Origin of the sequence: Streptomyces sp. NBC_00986, from assembly GCF_045162565.1 — a bacterium.
Classification (GTDB): Bacteria; Actinomycetota; Actinomycetes; order Streptomycetales; family Streptomycetaceae; genus Streptomyces.
In genome coordinates, this window is record NZ_CP108733.1 from 9,400,862 (window position 1) to 9,421,907 (window position 21,046).

19 protein-coding genes and 2 tRNA genes are annotated in these 21,046 nt (G+C 69.7%); 15 read left to right on the top strand and 6 right to left on the bottom strand.

The features are described from left to right. The first annotated feature begins 36 nt into the window (after positions 1–36). Together OG504_RS42270 and OG504_RS42275 are read left to right on the top strand one after the other, a co-directional pair. The gene (locus tag OG504_RS42270) at positions 37–486 is read left to right on the top strand and encodes a hypothetical protein (protein WP_405994508.1); all 450 of its coding nucleotides are present in this window, start codon (positions 37–39) and stop codon (positions 484–486) included. 169 nt (positions 487–655) lie between these two features. Beyond that, positions 656–808, top strand: coding sequence for a hypothetical protein (locus OG504_RS42275; protein WP_019059824.1), 153 nt, complete (start codon positions 656–658; stop codon positions 806–808). A 73-nt stretch (positions 809–881) separates the two neighbouring features. On the opposite strand, the gene OG504_RS42280 is transcribed toward OG504_RS42275, so the two are convergent. Together OG504_RS42280 and OG504_RS42285 are read right to left on the bottom strand one after the other, a co-directional pair. Beyond that, positions 882–1,442 carry a CGNR zinc finger domain-containing protein gene (locus tag OG504_RS42280; protein WP_033282237.1) on the bottom strand — a complete coding sequence of 187 codons (561 nt, stop codon included), beginning with the start codon at positions 1,440–1,442 and terminating at the stop codon, positions 882–884. 277 nt (positions 1,443–1,719) lie between these two features. Next, positions 1,720–2,133, bottom strand: a complete 414-nt coding sequence (locus OG504_RS42285) for an SsgA family sporulation/cell division regulator (protein WP_004002642.1) — start codon at positions 2,131–2,133, stop codon at positions 1,720–1,722. Between the two features lie 191 nt (positions 2,134–2,324). On the opposite strand from OG504_RS42285, the gene OG504_RS42290 reads away from it, so the two are divergent. The 7 genes from OG504_RS42290 (at position 2,325) to OG504_RS42320 (ending at position 9,852) form a co-directional block, all read left to right on the top strand. After that, a complete protein-coding gene (locus tag OG504_RS42290) occupies positions 2,325–2,789 on the top strand; it encodes a TIGR02611 family protein (protein WP_405994509.1) in 465 nt (154 codons plus the stop codon). A gap of 77 nt (positions 2,790–2,866) precedes the next feature. Beyond that, a tRNA-Val gene (locus OG504_RS42295) sits at positions 2,867–2,938 on the top strand. A 344-nt stretch (positions 2,939–3,282) separates the two neighbouring features. Further along, entirely contained in the window at positions 3,283–4,569 is a 1,287-nt protein-coding gene (locus OG504_RS42300) for an ABC transporter substrate-binding protein (RefSeq protein WP_405994510.1), read from the top strand. Beyond that, entirely contained in the window at positions 4,569–5,537 is a 969-nt protein-coding gene (locus OG504_RS42305) for a carbohydrate ABC transporter permease (protein ID WP_405994511.1), read from the top strand. The genes OG504_RS42300 and OG504_RS42305 overlap by 1 nt, the downstream gene beginning before the upstream one ends. After that, the gene (locus OG504_RS42310; protein WP_405994512.1) at positions 5,534–6,409 is read left to right on the top strand and encodes a carbohydrate ABC transporter permease; all 876 of its coding nucleotides are present in this window, start codon (positions 5,534–5,536) and stop codon (positions 6,407–6,409) included. The genes OG504_RS42305 and OG504_RS42310 overlap by 4 nt, the downstream gene beginning before the upstream one ends. Positions 6,410–6,413: 4 nt before the next feature. Beyond that, positions 6,414–7,004, top strand: a complete 591-nt coding sequence (locus OG504_RS42315; protein ID WP_405994513.1) for a hypothetical protein — start codon at positions 6,414–6,416, stop codon at positions 7,002–7,004. 112 nt (positions 7,005–7,116) lie between these two features. Then, the gene (locus OG504_RS42320) at positions 7,117–9,852 is read left to right on the top strand and encodes a Tat pathway signal sequence domain protein (RefSeq protein ID WP_405994514.1); all 2,736 of its coding nucleotides are present in this window, start codon (positions 7,117–7,119) and stop codon (positions 9,850–9,852) included. Positions 9,853–9,859: 7 nt separating this feature from the next. On the opposite strand, the gene OG504_RS42325 is transcribed toward OG504_RS42320, so the two are convergent. Beyond that, positions 9,860–12,298 (bottom strand): SCO7613 C-terminal domain-containing membrane protein, encoded by a 2,439-nt coding sequence (locus OG504_RS42325; RefSeq protein ID WP_405994515.1) that lies wholly within the window; start codon positions 12,296–12,298, stop codon positions 9,860–9,862. 65 nt (positions 12,299–12,363) lie between these two features. Between OG504_RS42325 and OG504_RS42330 the strand changes: the two genes are divergently transcribed. Further along, complete coding sequence (locus OG504_RS42330; protein ID WP_405994516.1) at positions 12,364–12,810, top strand: SRPBCC family protein; 447 nt, start codon at positions 12,364–12,366, stop codon at positions 12,808–12,810. A 53-nt stretch (positions 12,811–12,863) separates the two neighbouring features. Beyond that, positions 12,864–12,935, top strand: a tRNA-Val gene (locus tag OG504_RS42335). A 60-nt stretch (positions 12,936–12,995) separates the two neighbouring features. Here the strand turns inward: OG504_RS42335 and OG504_RS42340 are convergent. Next, positions 12,996–13,724, bottom strand: a complete 729-nt coding sequence (locus OG504_RS42340) for a 3'-5' exonuclease (RefSeq protein WP_405994517.1) — start codon at positions 13,722–13,724, stop codon at positions 12,996–12,998. Between the two features lie 169 nt (positions 13,725–13,893). Here OG504_RS42340 and OG504_RS42345 point away from each other — a divergent pair, with 169 nt between their 5' ends. From OG504_RS42345 to thrS, 3 genes are all read left to right on the top strand, one after another. Continuing rightward, complete coding sequence (locus OG504_RS42345) at positions 13,894–14,460, top strand: DUF4365 domain-containing protein (RefSeq protein ID WP_200689140.1); 567 nt, start codon at positions 13,894–13,896, stop codon at positions 14,458–14,460. Beyond that, a complete protein-coding gene (locus OG504_RS42350) occupies positions 14,457–15,689 on the top strand; it encodes a hypothetical protein (protein ID WP_405994518.1) in 1,233 nt (410 codons plus the stop codon). Before OG504_RS42345 ends, OG504_RS42350 begins: the two co-directional genes overlap by 4 nt. A 147-nt stretch (positions 15,690–15,836) precedes the next feature. Beyond that, a complete protein-coding gene (gene thrS, locus OG504_RS42355) occupies positions 15,837–17,813 on the top strand; it encodes a threonine--tRNA ligase (RefSeq protein WP_405994519.1) in 1,977 nt (658 codons plus the stop codon). 52 nt (positions 17,814–17,865) lie between these two features. On the opposite strand, the gene OG504_RS42360 is transcribed toward thrS, so the two are convergent. Then, positions 17,866–18,522 carry a potassium channel family protein gene (locus tag OG504_RS42360; RefSeq protein WP_405994520.1) on the bottom strand — a complete coding sequence of 219 codons (657 nt, stop codon included), beginning with the start codon at positions 18,520–18,522 and terminating at the stop codon, positions 17,866–17,868. 67 nt (positions 18,523–18,589) lie between these two features. On the opposite strand from OG504_RS42360, the gene OG504_RS42365 reads away from it, so the two are divergent. Further along, entirely contained in the window at positions 18,590–19,150 is a 561-nt protein-coding gene (locus tag OG504_RS42365) for an HIT domain-containing protein (protein WP_033282250.1), read from the top strand. A 150-nt stretch (positions 19,151–19,300) separates the two neighbouring features. Here the strand turns inward: OG504_RS42365 and OG504_RS42370 are convergent, their stop codons facing one another. Next, positions 19,301–20,968 (bottom strand): hypothetical protein, encoded by a 1,668-nt coding sequence (locus OG504_RS42370; RefSeq protein ID WP_405994521.1) that lies wholly within the window; start codon positions 20,966–20,968, stop codon positions 19,301–19,303. Positions 20,969–21,046 lie beyond the last annotated feature (78 nt).

Below are 21,046 nucleotides of genomic sequence, written 5' to 3' on the forward strand. Positions count from 1 at the left end.
TCGAAGCCTGCCCGACGGATCTGCCTGGAGGACCGGATGATTGCCGAGACCGTCTGTTCCGCCGTCTCCGCGGCCGGCCTGGGCATCGCGGCGGTCACGGCGTACCGCAAGCGATTTCTCTCCGCCGCCCGTATCGCCGCCTATTCGCTGGTGCCGGTCGGCCTGGTGATGACCGGGGTCGTCGGCTGGGTGGCCGACACCGCGTTCAGTCCTACGGCCTGGGCGGGCTTCGTGGTGTTGGGTGGCGCCTGGCTGCTCTTCATGGGCACCCGAGCCGTGGAACGCCGCCGTGGCGGTGGTGGCACCCGCAAGGAACGCAAGGCGGCCCGGGCATCGGTGCAGTCCGACGCGGTGGCCCCGGCGGCCTCCGCCCCCTCCCTGGGTCCGGCCAAGCGCCCGGCGACCCGGCCGGCGGGCGCGCCCCGCGCACAGGGCGGGGACGACTTCAGCGACATCGAGGCCATCCTGAAGAAGCACGGCATATGACGGTCGGACGGGACCGCGACTGAAACGACACAGAGTGAGCCAGCTCCGCCGGTAAGCGTTCAGGAGTCGTCGCGACTCGAAACGGACATCACGGAATTCGGCGAACTCCCTCTCATAACGGGCGTGTTGATCGCGCCAGGGGTCTCCGCTGCGTCATCATCGCCGCGAGATGCTGGACACGACACAGAGCGACGCCGCGCCGCCGAAGGACGAGCCGCGCGGGTGCCTTTTCGCCCTTTCCCAGCCACCGCTGATGATCTTCCTAGCGGTGATCGGGTGTCTGCTGCTCATGGCCTCGCTGCACGACCTGCTGATGCTGTGAGCCGTACTCGTGGTCCCCGACGTCACCCGTCGGGGGCCGCGACCTCATCCCTGTGCGAGAGACGCGATCGGCGTCAGCCCGCCGCTTCCTTGCGCCGCGCCCGGTACGCGGCCACGTGCAGCCTGTTCCCGCAGGTCCGGCTGTCGCAGTACCTCCGGGAGCGGTTCCGGGAGAGGTCGACGAAGGCGCGCCGGCAGTCGGGGGCCTCGCAGCGGCGCAGCCGCTCCTGCTCGCCGGCCACCACGAAGAACGCGAGCGCCATCCCGCAGTCGGCGGCGAGATGGTCGGCGACCGAGGCGCCCGGCGCGAAGTAGTGCACATGCCAGTCGTAGCCGTCGTGATCGGTGAGCCGGGGTGTGGTGCCCGCGGCGGCGACCAGGTCGTTGATCAGCCCGGCGGCGGTCCGGGGGTCCGGGGCCGAGAAGACCGCGGTGAACCGGCCGCGGATCTTGCGCACGGCGGAGAGGTCGAACTCCGACAGCACCCCGACATCGCTGATCTCGTGGTTTCGTACGAAGTCCGCGAGCAGCGCGACATCCTGCAGTCCGTCCGGCGCCGCGGCGTCTTCCGGTGCGGTGTTCACCAGATCGACCACGGTGTCGAGGGCGCACCGGGTGTCGTGGGTGATCAGCACGTTTCGCTCCCTGGCCTGGGGGGTCGGGCGGGCGCCCGCCGATGCTGGCCGATGGTAGTGGCTTCCCGGAGGGCGGCCCCCTGTCTCTTAGAACGGGACGGTGTACCCCGCGGTTCCCCGGATCACGGAGAGTCGCGCGACCGGGCTCCACGCGCACCGGCGCCGCCCCCGCGACGAATCGCGGCGACGGCGCCGGTGTGTGCCTTATGCGGTTGTCTGAGCCCGAGCCGTCTCCCCGAGTTCGGACGGCGCCGGGCGGCTTGGTTGGGACCTCGCTCTAGCTCTCCGCCAGGATGTGCGACAGCTCCTGATCCAGGTCGAAGTGCCGGTGCTCCGTGCCGGGTGGCACGGCGGCGTCCGTCCGCTTCAGGAAGGACTCCAGAGCCCGCGCGGGAGCCTCCAGCAGGGCTTCGCCCTCGGGAGAGCTCAGTGCGATGCAGACGACGCCCTGACCGTGACTACGGGATGGCCAGACTCGGACGTCGCCGGTACCGGTGGGCCGGTGGAGGCCCTCAGCGAGAAGGTCGCGGGCGAACACCCACTCGACGGTCTCCTCGGCTCCGGTGTGGAAGGTGGCGTGCACGGCGTAGGGGTCGGCCGTGTCGTACCGCAGGCCTGCGGGGACAGGCAGGGATGACTCGCTCGACACAACGAGGCGCAGGTGCAGCTCGCAGCTGACCGTGGTGTTCATAAGCGCCAGGGCCTTTCGCTCAGTGTGCGCTCGGGGATTCGCACGTCGGCGAAATCGACATGCCACCTACGGTGCCGTTGTAAACCCCTCTGAGTGTTTTGCGTGCCTTTACGTAACTCTTCCGGCCGAGGGCTCGATCGCTCCGTGGGGCCATTCCGGTGACTGGTTTCCCTCGGGTAGGGTTTGTCCGTATGAATACGGGGAGTGACGAGCCGGGTGAGGTTGTCGTGGCGTCGGACGGGGCGGCCGACGAGAAGCGGACGGACGGGGCGCGGGACGGGCAGGGGCTCGGTTCCAAGGCGCCGGAATTCATCAAGGCACGCCGTGCGCTGCATCTGAGCTGGCAGGTCGGCGTCTTCGTCATCGGCCTCGCGGTCGTGGTCGCCGGCATCATCATGCTGCCGCTGCCGGGACCCGGCTGGGTCGTGATCTTCGGTGGCATGGCGATCTGGGCGACCGAGTTCGTCTGGGCCCAGCTGGTGCTCCGCTGGACGAAGCGCAAGGTGACCGAGGCGGCACAGCGCGCGCTCGACCCCGCCGTACGCCGCCGCAACATCGTCCTGACCTCGATCGGTCTGGTGATCGTGGTTGCCCTGGTCGGCGTCTACGTCTGGAAGTTCGGCGTCGTGATGCCCTGGAAGATCAAGGACCAGTGACCCGCTGACGGCCTCCGGGGGCCTTCCGGTGCTGGTCGGGGCACCCGCTGACATGGGGTAATGTTCTCCGTGCGCCCGGGCGATTAGCTCAGTGGGAGAGCGCTTCGTTCACACCGAAGAGGTCACTGGTTCGAACCCAGTATCGCCCACCCGGACCGACGGCCCGCCTGTGATCACAGGCGGGCCGTCGGCGTTCGCGCACCGAGCACGGCGTGGTCAACTCCCCACCGCCCAGGCGTTTTTCGGCCGGTCGCCGGCGGAGTGCGGCAGGCCGCTTCCTGTTCGGCCGACCGGCCACGCGCGCCTCACCTGCGGTGTCCGTCCCGTCGCTCCGGCAACGCGCCCGGCGGCGCCGTCGTAGCGCTCAGCCGGTTCACAAGAAAATCCTGTCCGAATCATTGACGCACCCCGAGGGCCTCCGTACCTTGTGCCAGCAAGCGCTTACTTGAAACGATTCATGCAGGTGGCAACGACGCTACGGGGAGGGCCCATCATGGGAACCCGCACGAATGTGGAGAGGCGTACCGTCCTGAAGGCCGCCGGGGTCTCGGCGGCGACACTGGGGCTGGCGGCGACGGGATGCGGCGGGAACGACGGCACGTCCGCGAACGGGAATGTGACGATCCGTTACTCGTGGTGGGGTGCCGAGGAGCGGGCGAAAAAGATCAATCAGTCCATCGCGCTCTTCGAAAAGAAGTATCCGAAGATCAAGGTGAAGACGGACTTTCAGGACTATCCCTCTTTCTGGGAGAAGTTCCAGACGCAGGCCGCCGGCGGAAATCCGCCGGACGTATTCCAGAACGCCGTCGGATTTCTTCGGAAGTACGACAAGAGAGGCGTCCTGCTCGATCTCAGATCGCAGATCGACGCGGGAAATCTGAGCCTGGATCACTTCCGCGCGGGTGTCACCGCGGTGGGTCAGGTCGACGGCAAGCAGCTCGGCGTCCCGGTCGGTTCGAACACCATGGCGCTGGTCATCGACAAGAAGGTCTACGCGAAGGCGGGCGTCGACCCCACGGCGGGCTGGACCTGGGACGAGTACTTCAAGGCCCTCAAGACGATCCACGACAAGACCGAAGTGCCAGGGGACACGGGCTACTTCAGCATCATGTACCTGTACGACCTCTACCTCCGGCAGAACGGCAAGGCGTTCTTCACCAAGGACGGACTCGGTTTCGAGGAGTCGGACCTGACGGAGTGGTGGACGGACGGGTACGGCCGGGTGAAGGCCGGCATCGTCACCTCCCCGAAGGTCGTCGCCCAGGACACCCCCAAGTCCTCGCTCTCGGCGGGCCACGGCGCCTCGGAATTCACCTGGGACAACTTCACCGTCCGCTACACGGCGGAGGGCGCCAGCGACTACGGCCTCGCGCCGATCCCCACCACCGACGGCAAGGACACCGGCCAGTACCTCGCGTCCCTGATGCTCAGCGGCTCCGCGCGCACCAAGCACCCGAAGGAGGTCGCCCAGTTCATCGACTTCATGGTCCACGACCCCGCGGTCGGAAAGATCATGGGCTACGACCGGGGCATCCTCGCGACGACCGACCAGTACGACGCCTTCAAGCCGACCGACGTCGTCCAGAAGGAGATCGCCCAGTACGAGGTGGACACCGCCAAGGCCGGTGTCCTCGGGACGATCACCCCGCACCCGTCCGGCGCCGACACCGCCGAGTCCGCCTTCCTCCGCATCGGCGGGGACATGGCGCTGGGCAAGACCAAGGTCGCCGACGCGGTGAAGCAGTTCTTCTCCGAGGCGCAGGCCGCCTTCTCCGCCTGATGGGAACCGCCGTGACGCTCGTCGACGACGCTCCGCCCGACACCCGGCAGACCCGCTCCGCCGCCCCCGCCGCCAAGAAGCGGCGGGGGCGCCGCGAGAACGTCGCCGGCTACCTCTTCATGTCCCCGTGGATCGCGGGCTTCCTGCTGCTGACCGCCGGGCCCATGGTCGCCTCCCTCTACTTCGCGTTCACCGACTACAACCTCTTCGACAGCCCGAAGTGGATCGGCTTCGACAACTTCACCCGGATGTTCGACGACCCGAGGTGGCAGAAGTCGGTCGAGGTGACGGCGAAATACGTCGTCATCGGCACCCCGCTGAAACTCCTCCTCGCGCTCGGCGTCGCCATGCTGCTCGCCCAGAGCCGCCGCGGCCAGGCCCTCTACCGGGCCGCCTTCTACGCCCCCTCGCTCATCGGCGCGAGCGTCTCGATCGGCTTCGTCTGGCGGACGCTCTTCTCCGACGGCGCCGTCGTGGACCGTACGCAGTCGTTGTTCGGCTCCCATGTCGGCGGCTGGGTCGGCGACCCCGACTGGATCCTCTACTCCCTGGTCGCGCTCACCGTCTGGCAGTTCGGCGCACCGATGGTCATCTTCCTCGCCGGGCTCAAGCAGGTGCCGAGGGAGCTGTACGAGGCCGCCGCGATGGACGGGGCCGGGCCCTTCCGCCGCTTCTGGAACATCACGCTGCCGATGATCTCCCCGGTGCTGTTCTTCAACGTGCTGCTGGAGACCATCCACTCCTTCCAGATCTTCGGCTCCGCGTACGTCGTCTCCAACTCCCAGTGCGGACCGGCCGACGCCACGCTCGTCTACACCTGTTACCTCTACCAACAGGGCTTCAAGAACGCCCAGATGGGCTTCGCGTCCGCGATGGCCTGGATGCTGCTGCTCGCCGTGGCGCTCGTGACGGCCGTCCTCTTCTGGTCGCAGAAGAAGTGGGTGCACTACGAGGAGGACGCCCGATGAGTGCTACGACTGCCCCGAAGTCCCCGGGGCTGGGGCGCAAGCGCACCGGCTCGCTCGTCTGGCACGTCGGGGCGCTGGCCGTCCTCGCCGTCGTCCTCTACCCGGTCGTCTGGGTCATCGGCGCCTCGTTCAAGCCGAGCAAGGACGTCATCAACAGCCTGCAGCTCTTCCCCGGGCACCCGATCCTCGCCAACTTCAAGGGCCTGGCCAAGGGCATCGCCGACATCTCGATCTGGACCTTCTTCCAGAACTCCCTCTTCTACGCCCTCGGTTCGGTCGTCGGCATCCTCATCTCCTGCTCCCTGACGGCCTACGCCTTCGCCCGTATCCGGTTCGCGGGCCGCAACCTGCTCTTCTCGCTGATGATCGGCACGCTCCTGCTGCCGTACCACGTGCTGCTGATCCCGCAGTACGTGCTGTTCCAGAAGCTCCAACTGGTCAACACCTACGTCCCGTTGCTCATCGGCAAGTACCTGGCGACCGAGGCCTTCTTCGTCTTCCTCATGGTGCAGTTCATGCGCAACCTGCCGAAGGAACTGGACGAGGCCGCCCGCCTCGACGGCTGCGGGCACCTGCGGATCTACTGGTCGATCGTGCTGCCGCTGTGCCGGCCCGCGCTCATCACCAGCGCGATCTTCACCTTCATCAACGCCTGGAACGACTTCATGGGCCCGCTGATCTACCTCAACGAGCCCGGGAAATACACGGTTTCACTGGGTCTGATGATGTTCCGCGACTCCGACGGAGTGGCCGCGAACTACGGCGGCATGATCGCGATGTCGCTCGTCGCCCTGTTGCCGGTGCTGCTGTTCTTCCTCGCCTTCCAGCGGTACCTGATCGACGGCATGGCGACCTCCGGACTGAAGGGCTGAGACGGTGGCCGGAGCACGCGTGAAGGCACGCAGGGAGTCGGTCTTCGCCGAGCGGTTCGGGGTCTTCGCCGAATGTCTGCTCACCGGGGTGTGGATCGCCGTCGCGTCGGCGGGAGTTGTCACGTATCCCGCCGCATTCGCCGCCGGGGCGCGGCACTTGAGGCGCCGTACGGGTCATGTGGGTGGTGGCTGGCGGGAGTTCGTCGCGGACTTCCGGGTGTCGGCGCGCGGTGGGTGGGTCGTCGGGGTTGCCGGGTGGGGCGCGGTGGCCGCCGTATGGGTGGACGTCCAGGCCGTGCGCGCGGGGCTGCCCGGTGGGCAACTCGTCGGTGCCGTCGGCGTGTTCGCGTTGCTCGGGATCGTCGTCGCCGGGATGCGCGCGGCGGCGGTCTGGGCGCCGGGGGACGCCTGGCGGGCGCTGCTCGCCGAGGCCGGTCGGCGTACGGTCCTCGACCCGGCCGGCTCCTTCCTCCTCGTCGGCGGGCTGGTCCTCGTCGGCTGTTCCGCCCTGCTCATCGCACCGTTGGCGGTTCCCGTGCTGGGGGCCGTCGCCGCGGCGGCCGTCGCCGTGGAGGAGCGGTACCGGCGCCGCTGACGGGCGGACGGTGCCCTGCACGAGGTCGGCGCGTTCGGGGCGCCGCACCTCTACCTGTCATGCCCCTGACTATTCGCACATGACGAACGCTTCCCGCACGGAAAGGAAAGGCATGTCTCCCATTCCCCGCAGGTCCCTGCTCAAGGCGGCGGCCGTCGCCGGAGCCGCCGCGCAATTCAGCTGGGCGCTAGGGGCGAAGGACGCCCAGGCCGCGCCCAGAGCCGCGGCGGCCGACGACGGCCCGGTGATCCTCGACTGGCTGGAGGACGGCGGTCTCGGTGCCGCGCCCGGTTCGACGTTGGGTGTGCCGTGGCCGATGGGCACCTACCAGGAGGACCAGACCTTCGCGCTGACGGACGCCGAGGGCACAGCTGTGCCGGTGCAGTCCTGGCCGATCGCCTACTGGCCCGACGGTTCCCTCAAGTGGACGGCCCACGCGGTGAGTTCGGGCTCCGGCAAGCTCACCCTCACCGCCGGGGACACGGCCGCCCCCGACAAGAAGGTCACCGTCGACCAGCGCGGCGGCACCATCGACGTGTCCACCGGGGTCATCACCGCGAAGATCGGCAAGAACGGCTCCACCCTCATCAAGTCGGTCACCCGGGGAGGCACGGAGATCGCCAAGAACGGCCGCCTCGTCCTCATCCGCCAGCCAGAGATCGAGGACGAGGACCAGGGCGCGGTCAAGACCGAGCGCTTCGACGGGGTGATCGGCGAGGTCACCGTCGAACAGGACGGGCCGGTCCGTGCCGTCGTCCGCATCGACGGCAAACACCGCAAGGGCGGCCGGAGTTGGCTGCCGTTCTCGATCCGCCTCTACTTCTACGCGGGCGCCGACTCCTTCCGCATGGTGCACACGATCACCTTCGACGGCACGGTGGAACCGGGCAAGGCGAGCGGCGACTTCATCCGCGGGCTGGGGGTTCGCTTCACTGTTCCGATGCGGGACGCGGCCTACGACCGTCACATCCGCATCGGCGGCGAGGGAACCGGCCTGCTGCGGGAGGCGGTTCAGGGCGTCACCGGCCTGCGCCGCGACCCGGGCGCGACCGTCCAGGCGGCCCAGTACGCCGGCCAGAAGCTCGCCGACCCGTCCACCTGGGACCAACGCGTCACGAGCCGCCTCCAGTACATCCCCAAGTGGGGCGACTACACCCTCTCCCAGCTCTCCGCCGACGGCTTCACCCTCCGCAAGCGCACCACGAAGGGCTACGGCTGGATCCCCGCGGGCGGCGGCGGGCACGCCTCCGGGTTCGGGTACGTCGGCGGGGCGAGCGGTGGATTCTCCTTCGGGCTGCGGGACTTCTGGGAGAAGTTCCCCGCGCAGCTCGACATCCGCGACGCCCACACCGACGAGGCCGAGGTCACCCTCTGGCTCTGGTCGCCCGAGGCCCAGCCGATGGACCTGCGCTTCTACCACGACGGCATGGGCCAGGACACGTACGCCAAGCAGCTCGAAGGCCTGGAGATCACCTACGAGGACTACGAGCCCGAGTTCGGCACGCCGTACGGCATCGCCCGCACCTCCGAACTCCTCTTCTGGGCAAACGAGTTCACCCCGACACCCGAGACCCTGGCCCAACAGGTGGACGCCGTAAGGGTGTTGCCCCAACTCGCCGCCCCGCCCGCGCAGTTGATCAAGTCCAAAGTGTTCGGCCCGGGCCTCTACTCCGAGCCCGACCGCTCCACCACCGCCAAGGCGAAGATCGAGGACCACCTCGACTTCCTCTTCACCTACTACAAGGGCCAGGTGGCGCAACGCCGTTGGTACGGCTTCTGGGACTACGGCGACTTCATGCACTCGTACGACACCGTGCGCCACCAGTGGCGGTACGACATCGGCGGCTACGCCTGGGACAACTCCGAGCTGTCGCCGGACATCTGGCTCTGGTTCGCGTACATCCGCTCGGGCCGCTCGGACATCTTCCGCTTCGCCGAGGCGCTCACCCGGCACACCGGCGAGGTCGACGTCTACCACCTCGGCGAATGGGCCGGTCTGGGCACCCGGCACGGCGTCCAGCACTACGCCGACAGCGCCAAGCAGCAGCGCATCGCCAACACCACCTACCGGCGCTACTACTACTTCCTCACCGCCGACGAACGCGTCGGCGACCTCATGGCGGCCAACGTCGACTCCGACGAGACGTTCCTCGTCCTCGACCCGATCCGCAAGATCCGCACCGAGCCGTACACCCCCGACCGGCACGCCCTGTCGATCGGATTCGGCACGGACTGGAGCGGGTTGGTGTCGGCGTGGCTGACCGAGTGGGAACGCCGGGGGCCCAAGTGGGAGAAGGCCAAGGCGCGCGTCCTGTCGACCATGGAGACAATTGCCGCCCAGCCCAACGGATTTGTGCAGGGCAGCGGGCTGTACGACCTCGACACCGGCAGGTTCGCCGTCGCCTCCGCGCCCGTCGTCTCCGTCTCGCACCTCTCGGCCGTCTTCGGCCTCAACGAGCTCTGCGCGGAGCTGATTTACCTGGTCGACATGCCCAAGTTCAAGGAGGTGTACATGGATTACTGCCGCTACTTCAACGCGTCCAAGACAGAACAGGCGGCCCGCTACGGCTCCAACTTCGGCACCCTGCTGCTCTTCCAGGGCCACTCACGCCTCGACGCCTACGCCGCCGTACAACTCGACGACGCGACGCTCGCCAAGCGGGCCTGGGCGAAGTTCTACGGCTCGGACGGTTATATGGAGTCCTCGCCGTGGAAGACGGAGCCGCTGACCGGGCCTGTGACGCTCGTCCCGGGCAGCGAGGCCGCGTGGGTGTCCTCGAACGACACCGCGCTCTACGGCCTCGCCGCCATCGAGAACCTGGCGCTGCTCGGCGACAAGATGCCCTAATGCAGGGCTAGTTCATCCTCCCCAGGACCTCCCGCACCCGCCGGGCGTCCCGGATCCGCTGCTCGTACGTCGCGCCGAGTGCGAGCAGCAGGGCTCCGGCGAGGGCGGGAGGCGCCCAGCGGGGCAGGGCGCCGACGGCCTGGGCGAGGTACGGGGCGAGTTCGTGCAGGGTGTCCAGCACGAGGGTGGCGCCGCCGAGGAGGAGCGGTGCCTGGAGGCGGTGCCGTGCGCCGATCAGGGTGACCAGCAGTGCGGCCGTGCCCAGCAGCAGGGGGCGGGTCCAGTGCGCGTCGGCCCAGGCCGCGAGGAGGCTCGGCGCGAGCGTGGCGGCGAGCCCGGGGCCGTACGCCGTCCAGGACGAGGTGTTCGGTTCGCGGCGCCTGCGCAACGCGCCCACCAGCAGCGCCGGGACGGTCACCGCCAGCGTGTACGCCTCGGGGCTGCCGACGTCCCACGCGGACAGCCGTACCCAGGTGGCCAGGACGAAGAGGGCGGCGGCCACGTAGCCGACGCTCCTGCGCTCGGGCCGTAGCGCCGTGCCCGCCGCGATCACTCCGCACAGAGCCAACACCAGGGCGAACATGGGCGGTTCGAGAGTGGAGAGGCCGATCGCGACCAGGGCCGCGACGGCGCCTGTGATCTCGACGGCCGTCGTTGTCGTCGGTTCGGCGAGGCGCGCGGCGAGCAGGGCGGCGGTCACCGGTACGGCGAGCACCAGCAGCGCGACGTGCTGCGGCTGCCAGTCGAGGGCGGCGCCGACGGCGCAGGCGAGGGCCGTGGCGTAGCCGAGGGACGCGGCGGCGGACGCCGGTGCGAGTCGGCCGCGCCGGGCGGCCACCGCGAACACGGCGGTCAGGGACGCGAGTACGGCGAGCGTGGCGGACTCCGTGGCCAGGGAGAGGGCGGCCAGGCTGAGGGAGGCGGGCAGGGCGAGGAGTGTCGCGGCGCGGTGCGCGAGGACGAGAAGGGCGATGATCGCGAGCTCCTGCGTCAACAGGCTGACGCTGTACGGCAGTCGGAGTGCGGTCGGGACGGTGATCGCCGCCGTCCAGGCCAGGGTCAGCGCGGCGGTCCGTGCCTGGGGCTGCCACTCGGCGTTGCGGACCGTGCGGGCCAGGACCGTCGCAACCGCCGCGAGCACCAGGGGAGTTGTGGTGGCGTGTGGCGGCCAGAAGGTTCCCATCGCGGCCGCGTCACGGGCGTCGCCCGGTGCACCGGACCAGGCGTGCGACAACCAGGCGGCCGGACCGAGCAGCGTGACCCCGACGACCGGCAGCGTCCACAGCACCGCGCTCGCCTGTACGGCGCCGGAGGCCCAGCCGAGACCGTGACGTACGGGCTCGGGGAGCCGACCCCGTACGAGCGCCAACAGGGCGACCCCACAAGCCAGATACCCGGGAACCGTCCAGTCGGCGGGCAGCGACGCGCGCAGCATGCCACCCAGCGCGGCGACCAGGAACAGGCCGCCCGCCGCGGCCGTACCCGTCCTCAGCCCCCGGCCGGTCGCCAGCCACGCGGCGCCGAACGCGCCCGCCGCCGCGAGAGCGAAGAGCGCCGCCGCACGGGCGGCGGCGCCCGGACCGGACGCGTCCAAAGAGATCACGCCGGCCGCCAGCACGCCCCAGCCGCCCATGCCGAACGCCCCGCCGGCGGCGACGAGACGAACGGCCTTCGGGGAGACCCGGAGCGCGACAACCATGTCGGTCACGGCGGTCAGCAGGAGCGCGGCCGTGATCGTGTGCGGGCCCCCGCCGGCCGCGATCGCCCAGAGAAGCAAGGGGAGTTGGGCGACCGCGAGCGCGGCGGGGAGGGGGAGGAGAAGGGTCGGTGGGGTGGACGGTGCGGTGCTCGGACCGGGGCGGGTGACGGTCGGGCCCGGGAGTGCGGCGAGTCCGATGCCGTACGCCGTCCAGACCGCCGTCAGCACCGTCGCCGCCGCTGCCGCGAACGTCACGCCGTCCCCGTCCGGGAACGCGACCTCGTGCAGCGCGTAGGCGTCCAGCACCGTCAGGGCGAGACCGAGGCCCGCGAGCGACTCGGCCGTGGAACGCAGGCCCCGCCGCAGCAGCACGACGGGTGCGCCGAGCGTCGCCAGGGTCACCGCGCCGAGCACCAGCGCCCGGCCGGCGATCCCCATGCTGCCCCAGCTGACCAGCGTGAACGCGATCGCGGCGAGGATGAGCAGGGTGGCGCCGAGCAGAAGCAGCACGTTCTGCACGCTCGGCGCGGTGGCCTCCCGCCGGGGCGGTGCGGCGGGAGGCGGCGACAGCACGGGCACGGGGCGGACCGGCTGGAGCACGGTCAGCAGCCAGGCTCGCCGGTGCAGCAACTGGGCCCGGCGGGCGTCCAGTTGGCGCAGCTCGGTGTCCAGAAGCCCCAGCTCCACGGCCGGGGGCGGAATGTGCGTCATGACTCGGAGTGTGGTGCCCGTCACGTCGTACGACATGAGTACGGGTACTCAAACGCGCCTGGTGGCCGGGAGACGGGCCCGGGACCGGGCAGACTCCCGCCATGGACTGGAACCGTTACCGCTTCCGCGCCCAGTGGTCCCTGCCCGCGCCGCCCGCCGTCGTGTACCCGTTCCTGGAACGGGCCGAGGACTATCCCCGCTGGTGGCCGCAGGTGCGCGCGGTCGACCGGATCGACGACACGACCGGCGTCATCCGCATCCGCGCGAGCCTGCCGTATGTCCTGACCTTCACCGCGCGCGAAGTGCGGCGCGACCCGGTCGCGGGGGTCCTGGAGATCGCCATGACCGGTGATCTCGTGGGCTGGGCGCGCTGGACCCTCACGGCCGACGGTTCCGGCACGCTCGCCCGCTACGACCAGGAGGTCGACCTGAACCGGCCGTCGCTCAGGCGGTTCGCCGTACTCGGGCGGCCGGTGTTCCGCCTCAACCACGCGCTGATGATGCGGGCCGGACGGCGCGGGCTCCTCGCACACCTGGAAGCGGTCTGACGGAAGCGGTTTGAAGGAAACCGGCGGGGGCCTGTATTGTTCGGTGCGTTCCCGGGCGATTAGCTCAGTGGGAGAGCGCTTCGTTCACACCGAAGAGGTCACTGGTTCGAACCCAGTATCGCCCACCGGGAAAGGCCGGTCCGCAGCAGCGGACCGGCTTTTTTGTGCGCCGAGGTGGCGACCGCTTATGCGGCCTCCGCCGTCAGGTTCGGGCGCAGTGGCCACGACTGGTCCACCGGCTCCGGGGTGCCGCTGCGCGCGAACCACGCCTGGAGGCCGCGTGCTTGGGCCGCGTGCCACGTCGACTGCAGGGTGTGCAGCTCGGTGGGGGACAGGCGTTCCAGGCGGGTCGCGAAGCGGCGGCCCAGGGCGCGGACGACCTCCAGGGAGGCCAGCGCGTCCGCGCCCGCGTCGTGCGCGCCCTCCAACTCGACGCCGTAGTGCGCGCACAGGTCGGTGAGGGTGCGGCGGCCCTTGCGGTAGCGGTCCAGGTGTTTGTCGAGGACCCGGGGATCCAGGACCTGTAGGGGCGTCGACTCGAACCACCGGTCCAGCGAGCACGCGCGGTGGCGGCGCAGTTCGCGGTCCAGCAGGGTCAGGTCGAACGGTGCGTTCATGACCACCAACGGGCGTCCCATCGCGGCCTGTTCGGCCAGCTCGTCGGCTATCTCGTGCATCACCGGCGCAGGCCAGCGGCCGTTGCGCTGAAGATGCTCATCCGTCAGTCCATGGATCGCCGTCGCCCCGGCGGGCACCGGCACCCCCGGGTTCACCAGCCACCGGGCCACCCGGGGCCGGGTACCAGGGGCGTCCTGGACGACGATCGCGGCCGACACGATCCGGTCGGTCTCCACATCCACGCCCGTGGTCTCCGTGTCGAACGCGGCCAACGGGCCCTCGTACCAGCACGTCATACGTACACAACTCCTCGTTCACCCACGGCAGCTGACGTACCGTCTTCTGCCTGTTTGGTGATACCCGGGCTGTTTGCGCCGTACGCCGGAAGGAGACAACAGGAGTACGGGTCTTTGCAGTTCAGCGACCCGGCACCGGGATACACCTGAACTTGGAAGGCTGTTGGCCATGGTGATAGCGCAGCCCGAGCGGGGCGGGCTGCTGCCCGAACGGACGGCACCCCATCGCGGATCGCTCGCCACCACCGCCTGCATGGAGACACTGCAGGTGGGCTATCTGCACGCCGTCGCCGCTGCGGCCGGCTGCTCGCTGTCGCAACCCTTTCCGGACAACGGCATCGACTGGCACGTCAGTCACGGCTCGCCCGGGCACACGGTGGACGACGAGGTCACGATAAAAGTGCAGCTCAAGTGCACTTACCAGATCCCGCCGAATCCGCCGGGACGTTCCTTCTCCTTCACGCTCGACAACGACCATCTGCGCAAGCTCGCCCGCACACCGGTCTCGGTGCACAAGATCCTGGTCGTGATGCTCGTCCCGCGTTCCCAGGACGACTGGCTGCGCGCCAGCCACGACCGGCTCGATCTGCGGCACTGCTGCTACTGGGTCAACCTCGCCGGTCACGCGATCACCGGCCGGACCCGGACCACCGTGCGAATACCGACCTCGCGCATCTTCGACGACCGGGCGCTGTGCGAGATCATGACGCGGGTCGGGACGGGAGGCAGGCCATGAGGCACCGCTCGGTCGAGGAACACCTGCGGACGGTACGACCCCATCCCGAGGACCGGGCCGACACGTCCTGGGACCGCGCGCCCCAACCCGACGAGGTGGACCCCGCCGTCCTCGGTGCCCTGCTGCGCCGGCACGGCTGGCAGCGGCGCGGCGGCGCCGCCGGACGGTACGGCCGCTGGACCCCACCCGGGCCCGGCGGCTCGGGCACCAGCCTGCTGGTCCCCGAGAGCCGGGCCTTCCCCGACAGCGACGACCTCCTCGGCGAGGCGCTCATCGCACTCGCCCGCAGCAACACCCCCTCCGCCCGCGAGGTCCTCGTCGGCCTCGCCGTACCGAGCGACGAGATCCGCTGGTGGCGCGACATCCCGACCGGACCGGCAGGCGCCGCCTCCTGGACGGTCGAAGAGCAACTCCGCGCCGCCGCCCGCCAGATGCTGCTCGCCGCCGCACTCGCCACACGCGCGCGTGCCGGCTACTACGGCGCCCGCCACCGCCGCCCCGCCGCCGCGTCCCTGGAACACGTCCTCGTCGGCTCCGCACCCGGCGGCCGCCAGCTCACCGCGTTCGTCCCCGTCGACACCGGCCGCGCCCTCGCCGTACGCCTCCACCAGGCCCTGTACGCCACCCGCGAGGCCATCGACTACGAGCGGGCCACCGGCGGCATGGACGCCTTCGACGGGGCCGTGGAGGCGGGCGTCAGCCGGGAGTTGACCGAAGCCGTCGTCGCGCTCGTGCGTGGCACCGAGGGCGCCCGGATCGCCGTCGAGTGGGCACCCGGCGCGGGTGTCCCCGAGGGCTGTGCCGCGCCCGCCGAGGCCGTCGAGTTCTCGCCCGGCGACCTGCCCGTGCTGCGCGCGGCCGGGGCCCGCTATCTGCGCGAGGAACCGTCCATGCCCGTCCGGATCACCGGCTCGGTGGTGCGGATGCGCCGGTCGGGGCCGCGCGGCGAGGGCACCGTGCGGATGCAGGTGATCGCCGGTGCCGAGGTCGGGCACGTCCGGATGACCCTGGACGAGGAGTCGTACCGCATAGCCGGGCACGCTCATCTCGTCGGGTTGCCGGTGCGCGTGCACGGGCGGCTGGAGAGCCGGGGCGGCTTCCGTCGGCTGACCGGTGCCTCCGGGGTCGTACCCGTGCAGGTGGACGAGGCGGAGCGGGACCGGCTGATGAAGTCCCTCCAGGAGAACCTCGACTTCTTCGAGGAGGCGTGCAGCGGGGAGGAGGACTGAGGGAGCGGAGGGGAGTGGGGGCCGGGCCGGTCCTGGGCTCGGGCCCGGGGCAACCGTTTCGCGGTGGGCCCCTTAGGGTCGGTACGATCCCCTATTGCGCGCGCTCACGGTATGGCGCCGCACCCACCCTGTAGTCAGGAGAGACCCGTGTCAGACGTCCGTGTGATCATCCAACGCGATTCCGAGCGGGAAGAGCGCACGGTGACGACGGGCACCACGGCCGCGGAGCTCTTCGCCGGCGAGCGCTCGATCATCGCCGCGCGTGTGGCCGGGGAGCTCAAGGACCTGGCGTATGTCGTCTCCGAGGGGGAAGAGGTCGAGCCCGTCGAGATCTCCTCCACCGACGGCCTGAACATCCTGCGCCACTCCACCGCGCACGTCATGGCGCAGGCCGTGCAGGAGCTGTTCCCCGAGGCCAAGCTCGGTATCGGCCCGCCGGTCAAGGACGGCTTCTACTACGACTTCGACGTCGAGCGGCCGTTCACGCCCGAGGATCTCAAGGCCATCGAGAAGAAGATGCAGGAGATCCAGAAGCGGGGGCAGAGGTTCTCGCGCCGCGTCGTCACCGACGAGGACGCCCGCGAGGAGCTGGCGGGCGAGCCGTACAAGCTCGAACTCATCGGCATCAAGGGCTCCGCGTCCACGGACGACGGCGCGGACGTCGAGGTCGGCGGCGGCGAGCTGACGATCTACGACAACCTCGACGCCAAGACCGGCGACCTGTGCTGGAAGGACCTCTGCCGCGGTCCGCACCTGCCCACCACGCGCAACATCCCGGCGTTCAAGCTGATGCGCAACGCGGCCGCCTACTGGCGCGGCAGCGAGAAGAACCCCATGCTCCAGCGCATCTACGGCACTGCATGGCCCTCCAAGGAGGAGCTGAAGGCGCACCTCGACTTCCTGGTCGAGGCCGAGAAGCGCGACCACCGCAAGCTGGGCAGCGAGCTGGACCTGTTCTCCATCCCGGAGCAGATCGGCTCGGGCCTGGCCGTCTTCCACCCCAAGGGCGGTGTCGTCCGCCGGGTCATGGAGGACTACTCGCGGCGCCGGCACGAGGAGGAGGGCTACGAGTTCGTCTACACCCCGCACGCGACGAAGGGGAAGCTCTTCGAGACGTCCGGGCACCTGGACTGGTACGCCGACGGCATGTACCCGCCCATGCAGCTCGACGAGGGCGTGGACTACTACCTCAAGCCCATGAACTGCCCGATGCACAACCTGATCTTCGACGCGCGCGGCCGCTCGTACCGTGAACTGCCGCTGCGGCTCTTCGAGTTCGGGACCGTGTACCGGTACGAGAAGTCGGGCGTCGTGCACGGTCTGACCCGCGCGCGGGGCTTCACGCAGGACGACGCGCACATCTACTGCACACGCGAGCAGATGGCCGACGAGCTCGACAAGACGCTCACGTTCGTCCTCAACCTGCTGCGGGACTACGGCCTGACGGACTTCTACCTGGAGCTGTCGACCAAGGACCCGGAGAAGTTCGTCGGCTCGGACGAGGTCTGGGAAGAGGCCACGGAGACGCTGCGCCAGGTTGCCGAGAAGCAGGGCCTGCCGCTCGTTCCGGACCCGGGTGGTGCTGCCTTCTACGGCCCGAAGATCTCCGTCCAGACGAAGGACGCGATCGGCCGGACCTGGCAGATGTCCACGGTCCAGCTGGACTTCAACCTGCCGGAGCGCTTCGACCTGGAGTACACCGGTCCTGACGGTTCCAAGCAGCGGCCGGTCATGATCCACCGGGCGCTGTTCGGTTCCATCGAGCGGTTCTTCGCGGTACTGCTTGAGCACTACGCGGGTGCGTTCCCGGCGTGGCTGGCGCCCGTGCAGGCGGTCGGCATCCCGATCGGGGACGGGCACGTCGAGTACCTGGAGAAGTTCGCCGTGGCGGCGAAGAAGAAGGGGCTGCGCGTCGAGGTCGACTCGTCCTCGGACCGGATGCAGAAGAAGATCCGCAACGCGCAGAAGCAGAAGGTCCCGTTCATGGTCATCGTCGGCGACGAGGACATGAACGGCGGGACGGTGTCCTTCCGTTACCGCGACGGCTCGCAGGAGAACGGCATCGCGTTCGACGACGCCATCGCGAAGATCGAGCAGGTCGTGGCGGACCGGGCGCAGGTCTGAGTCCGCTGTCGCGGGTCTGAGTCCGCTGTTGTTCGGGAGGCCCTCGGGGAGTTCAGATCCCCGGGGGCCTCTCGTCGTCCTCCCGCGTGAAGACCTGGAGCAGCCAGGAGGCGAAGGTTCCGGTGACCGCGCCGAGCAGGGCCAGACCGATGGCCATCATGCCTACGGCGATCAGCCGGCCGAGTGGGGTGACGGGGGCCACGTCGCCGTAGCCGACGGTCGCGAAGGTCGCGCAGGTCCACCACACGGCGTCGCCGAACGTCTTTATCGTCGCGCCCGGGGCCGCGTGTTCCTCGTGGTAGACGGAGAGGGCGCCCGCGAAACCGAGCAGGACGGTGGACAGGCCGGCGTAGACGATCACGCGCGCGTGCAGGGCGAGTCGGGGCTGTCCGTGCCGTCGCTGGACGGCCTCGTACACCCTGACGACGCGCAGCGGTCGGAGGAGGGGCAGGAGCAGGACCAGGGTGTCCAGCCAGTGCGTGCGGACGAAGCGGAGGTGCTGGCGACTCAGTCGCCAGCGGACCGCGTAGTCCACGGCGAAGAGCGCCCAGGCGGCGAACAGCACGGCGAGGCAGAGGTCCTGCCAGGTGTCCGGCAGGCCGTGGGCCAGGATGCGCACCGCGTACGCGGCGAGGAAGACCAGCGACGCCACGGCGAGGGGGACCTCCGTGCGCTGCTCCCAGCGGGCCTTGCGGCTGTCGTCGTCCATCGGCCCAGCTTGGCGCGGGAGGGGTTTCGCGCAACCCCGGCGACACGCCGCGAACGGGCGAAGCCATATGCTTCCCTGCATGACGAGTGAGCCGGAGCAGCAGATCGGAGTGGGCACGCCGGACGCGTTCCAGCGCCTCTGGACGCCCCACCGGATGGCCTACATCCAGGGCGAGAACAAGCCGACCGGCCCCGGTGCCGACGACGGTTGCCCCTTCTGCTCGATTCCGGCGAAATCGGACGAGGACGGGCTGATCGTCAGGCGCGGTGAGCTGGTGTACGGGGTGCTCAATCTGTACCCGTACAACGGCGGCCATCTGATGGTCGTGCCGTACCGTCACGTCGCGGACTACACCGACCTGACGGACGCGGAGACCGTGGAACTGGCGGCTCTCACCAAGCAGGCGATGACGGCCCTGCGCACCGCGTCCGGCGCCCACGGCTTCAACATCGGCATGAACCAGGGGAGCGTGGCGGGCGCGGGTATCGCCGCCCACCTGCACCAGCACATCGTCCCGCGCTGGGGCGGCGACACGAACTTCATGCCGGTGGTCGGCCACACGAAGGTGCTGCCCCAACTCCTCGCGGACACGCGGAAGATGCTCGCCGATGCGTGGCCCACGGCGTGAGCCAAGGGGCTTGACCCTCGGGTCGGCATCATCCAGCCTGTCCGGCGATTGAGGACGAGGCCGTTCAGGCCGACACCGGGGGGCCGGGGGCGCAGCCCCCAGAGGCCGGCCCCGACGTACCCGCACGCGACCTGCTCAACCGCCGGAGGCCTACGCGTCGTACAGGTCGGCCTTCCTCGGTGACGCGTCCTGCACGCTCGTGCTGAGGAACGACGAGCGGTTGCCGAACTTCTCCGTGTCCACGCCGTTCTCCTCCAGGACGCGGATCGCCGCGGTGTGGACCACGCGCAGGACCGGGGTCGCGGCGCGCAGCGCGTCGTCCGCCATGAAGCGGTGGCGCCAGGGTTGGTCGGCCCAGGCGTGCCGCAGGCCGAAGGGCTCGGGCAGGGATATGGAACCGCCGAGCCAGTTCAGCAGTGGCGGGTACCAGGTGATCGGGGCGCGGACCGCGAGGCGTACCACCTCGTCGGCGGGCACGAGCGGGAGCTTGACCTTGCGGGTCTCCCACGGCTTGAGGGTCTTCTGGACGTCCTTCGAGGGGGCCTCGGGCTTTCCGGTGAACAGGGAGTTCACGGGTCCCAGGGCGTGTCCGGTGATCTCGATGCGCAGCGTCTTGTGCAGCACGGTGACCGTGATCATCATCGTGATGACCAACTGCCCTTCCCAGAGCGTCCATTGGACGCCCAGGTAGTGGCGGTCGCCGGCGCCGAACTGCTGCTTGTTGCAGATGTCCTGTATCGCGTGCGTCTTGACCTGGTACGCGTCGACGTCCGTGCCCCCGGGCCGGGACACGGCCTTGGCGCCCTCGCCGATCGGCGTGACGACCCAGTGGCGTATGGACGCCTTCGGGAAGCCGCCGGTGTTGATCGTGTTCCGCTCCAGCATGCGCAGGTCGTCATGGATGTTGCGGATGACGTCCCAGCTGCGGAAGGGGTGGATCTCCCGGGAGGCGTCCCGAGCGATCAGGTCCTCGGCGAGCTGCCAGCTGCCCCAGCGGGTGCCCATGCCGAGGATGCCCTTGGGACCTGCGTAGAAGATGGAGTTGGACTGCTGCTCGGCGCTGAGCGTGGCCAGGGACTGGCGGAGCTGCTCGGCCTGCGTCTCGCCGGGGCTGGTCGGCACCGCCTCCGGGACCTTGGCGCCGACGCTGCTCCCGGACAGCAGGCTGTCCCAGCGCCCGCGCAGGTCCTTCGCGGTGTTCTCGCAGACCTGCTTCGCCCACAGCCAGCCGACCACGGGCAGGATGACGCACGCGCGTGCGTACCAGGACCAGAAGCCGTGGAACGGCATCTTGATCAGGAAGATCACGGCGACGGCGCCCACCGCGACGAGCAGGGTCGTGGCGATCGCGCCGGCCCTCTTGTTGGTCTGGGTGCGCTTGTCGACCAGGCTGCGCAGCTGGAAGACCAGCAGCCAGACGACGAGCCCGGGCAGGAAGAGCAGGCCGCACAGCACCATGATCATGGACAGCCTGTTGTCCCGCGCGCGGCGGATGTTGTTGGCCGCCAGGGCGTGCTCGACGACGGACTGCGGTTCGGTGCCGAACGACTGGATGAGCGGCTTGCGTCCGGGGCCGAGCATGCGGGCCACCAGGGCGCCGGAGAACGCCTCACCGAGGTTGGGGCGGAAGATCGTCGCCCACTTGCGGCCAGCGTTGACGGCCGTCTGGTGCCATTCGTTGTCGGCCTTCTTGATGTCGGCGACCGGGTTGTCCCGGTAGGCCGCCGAGGCCAGCGCGAAGGTCGCCGTCTGCCCCTCGTCGCCGGTACGCGGCACCTGTGGTCCGAAGATGTCCGCGTAACCGCTGTCAACGGTCATTCCCGCCCCCGATCGCCGCTGTTCCCGCTTCTGCGGCTTTCCCGACTTCCGTGCTCCGCACACCTGTTGATCAGGTCA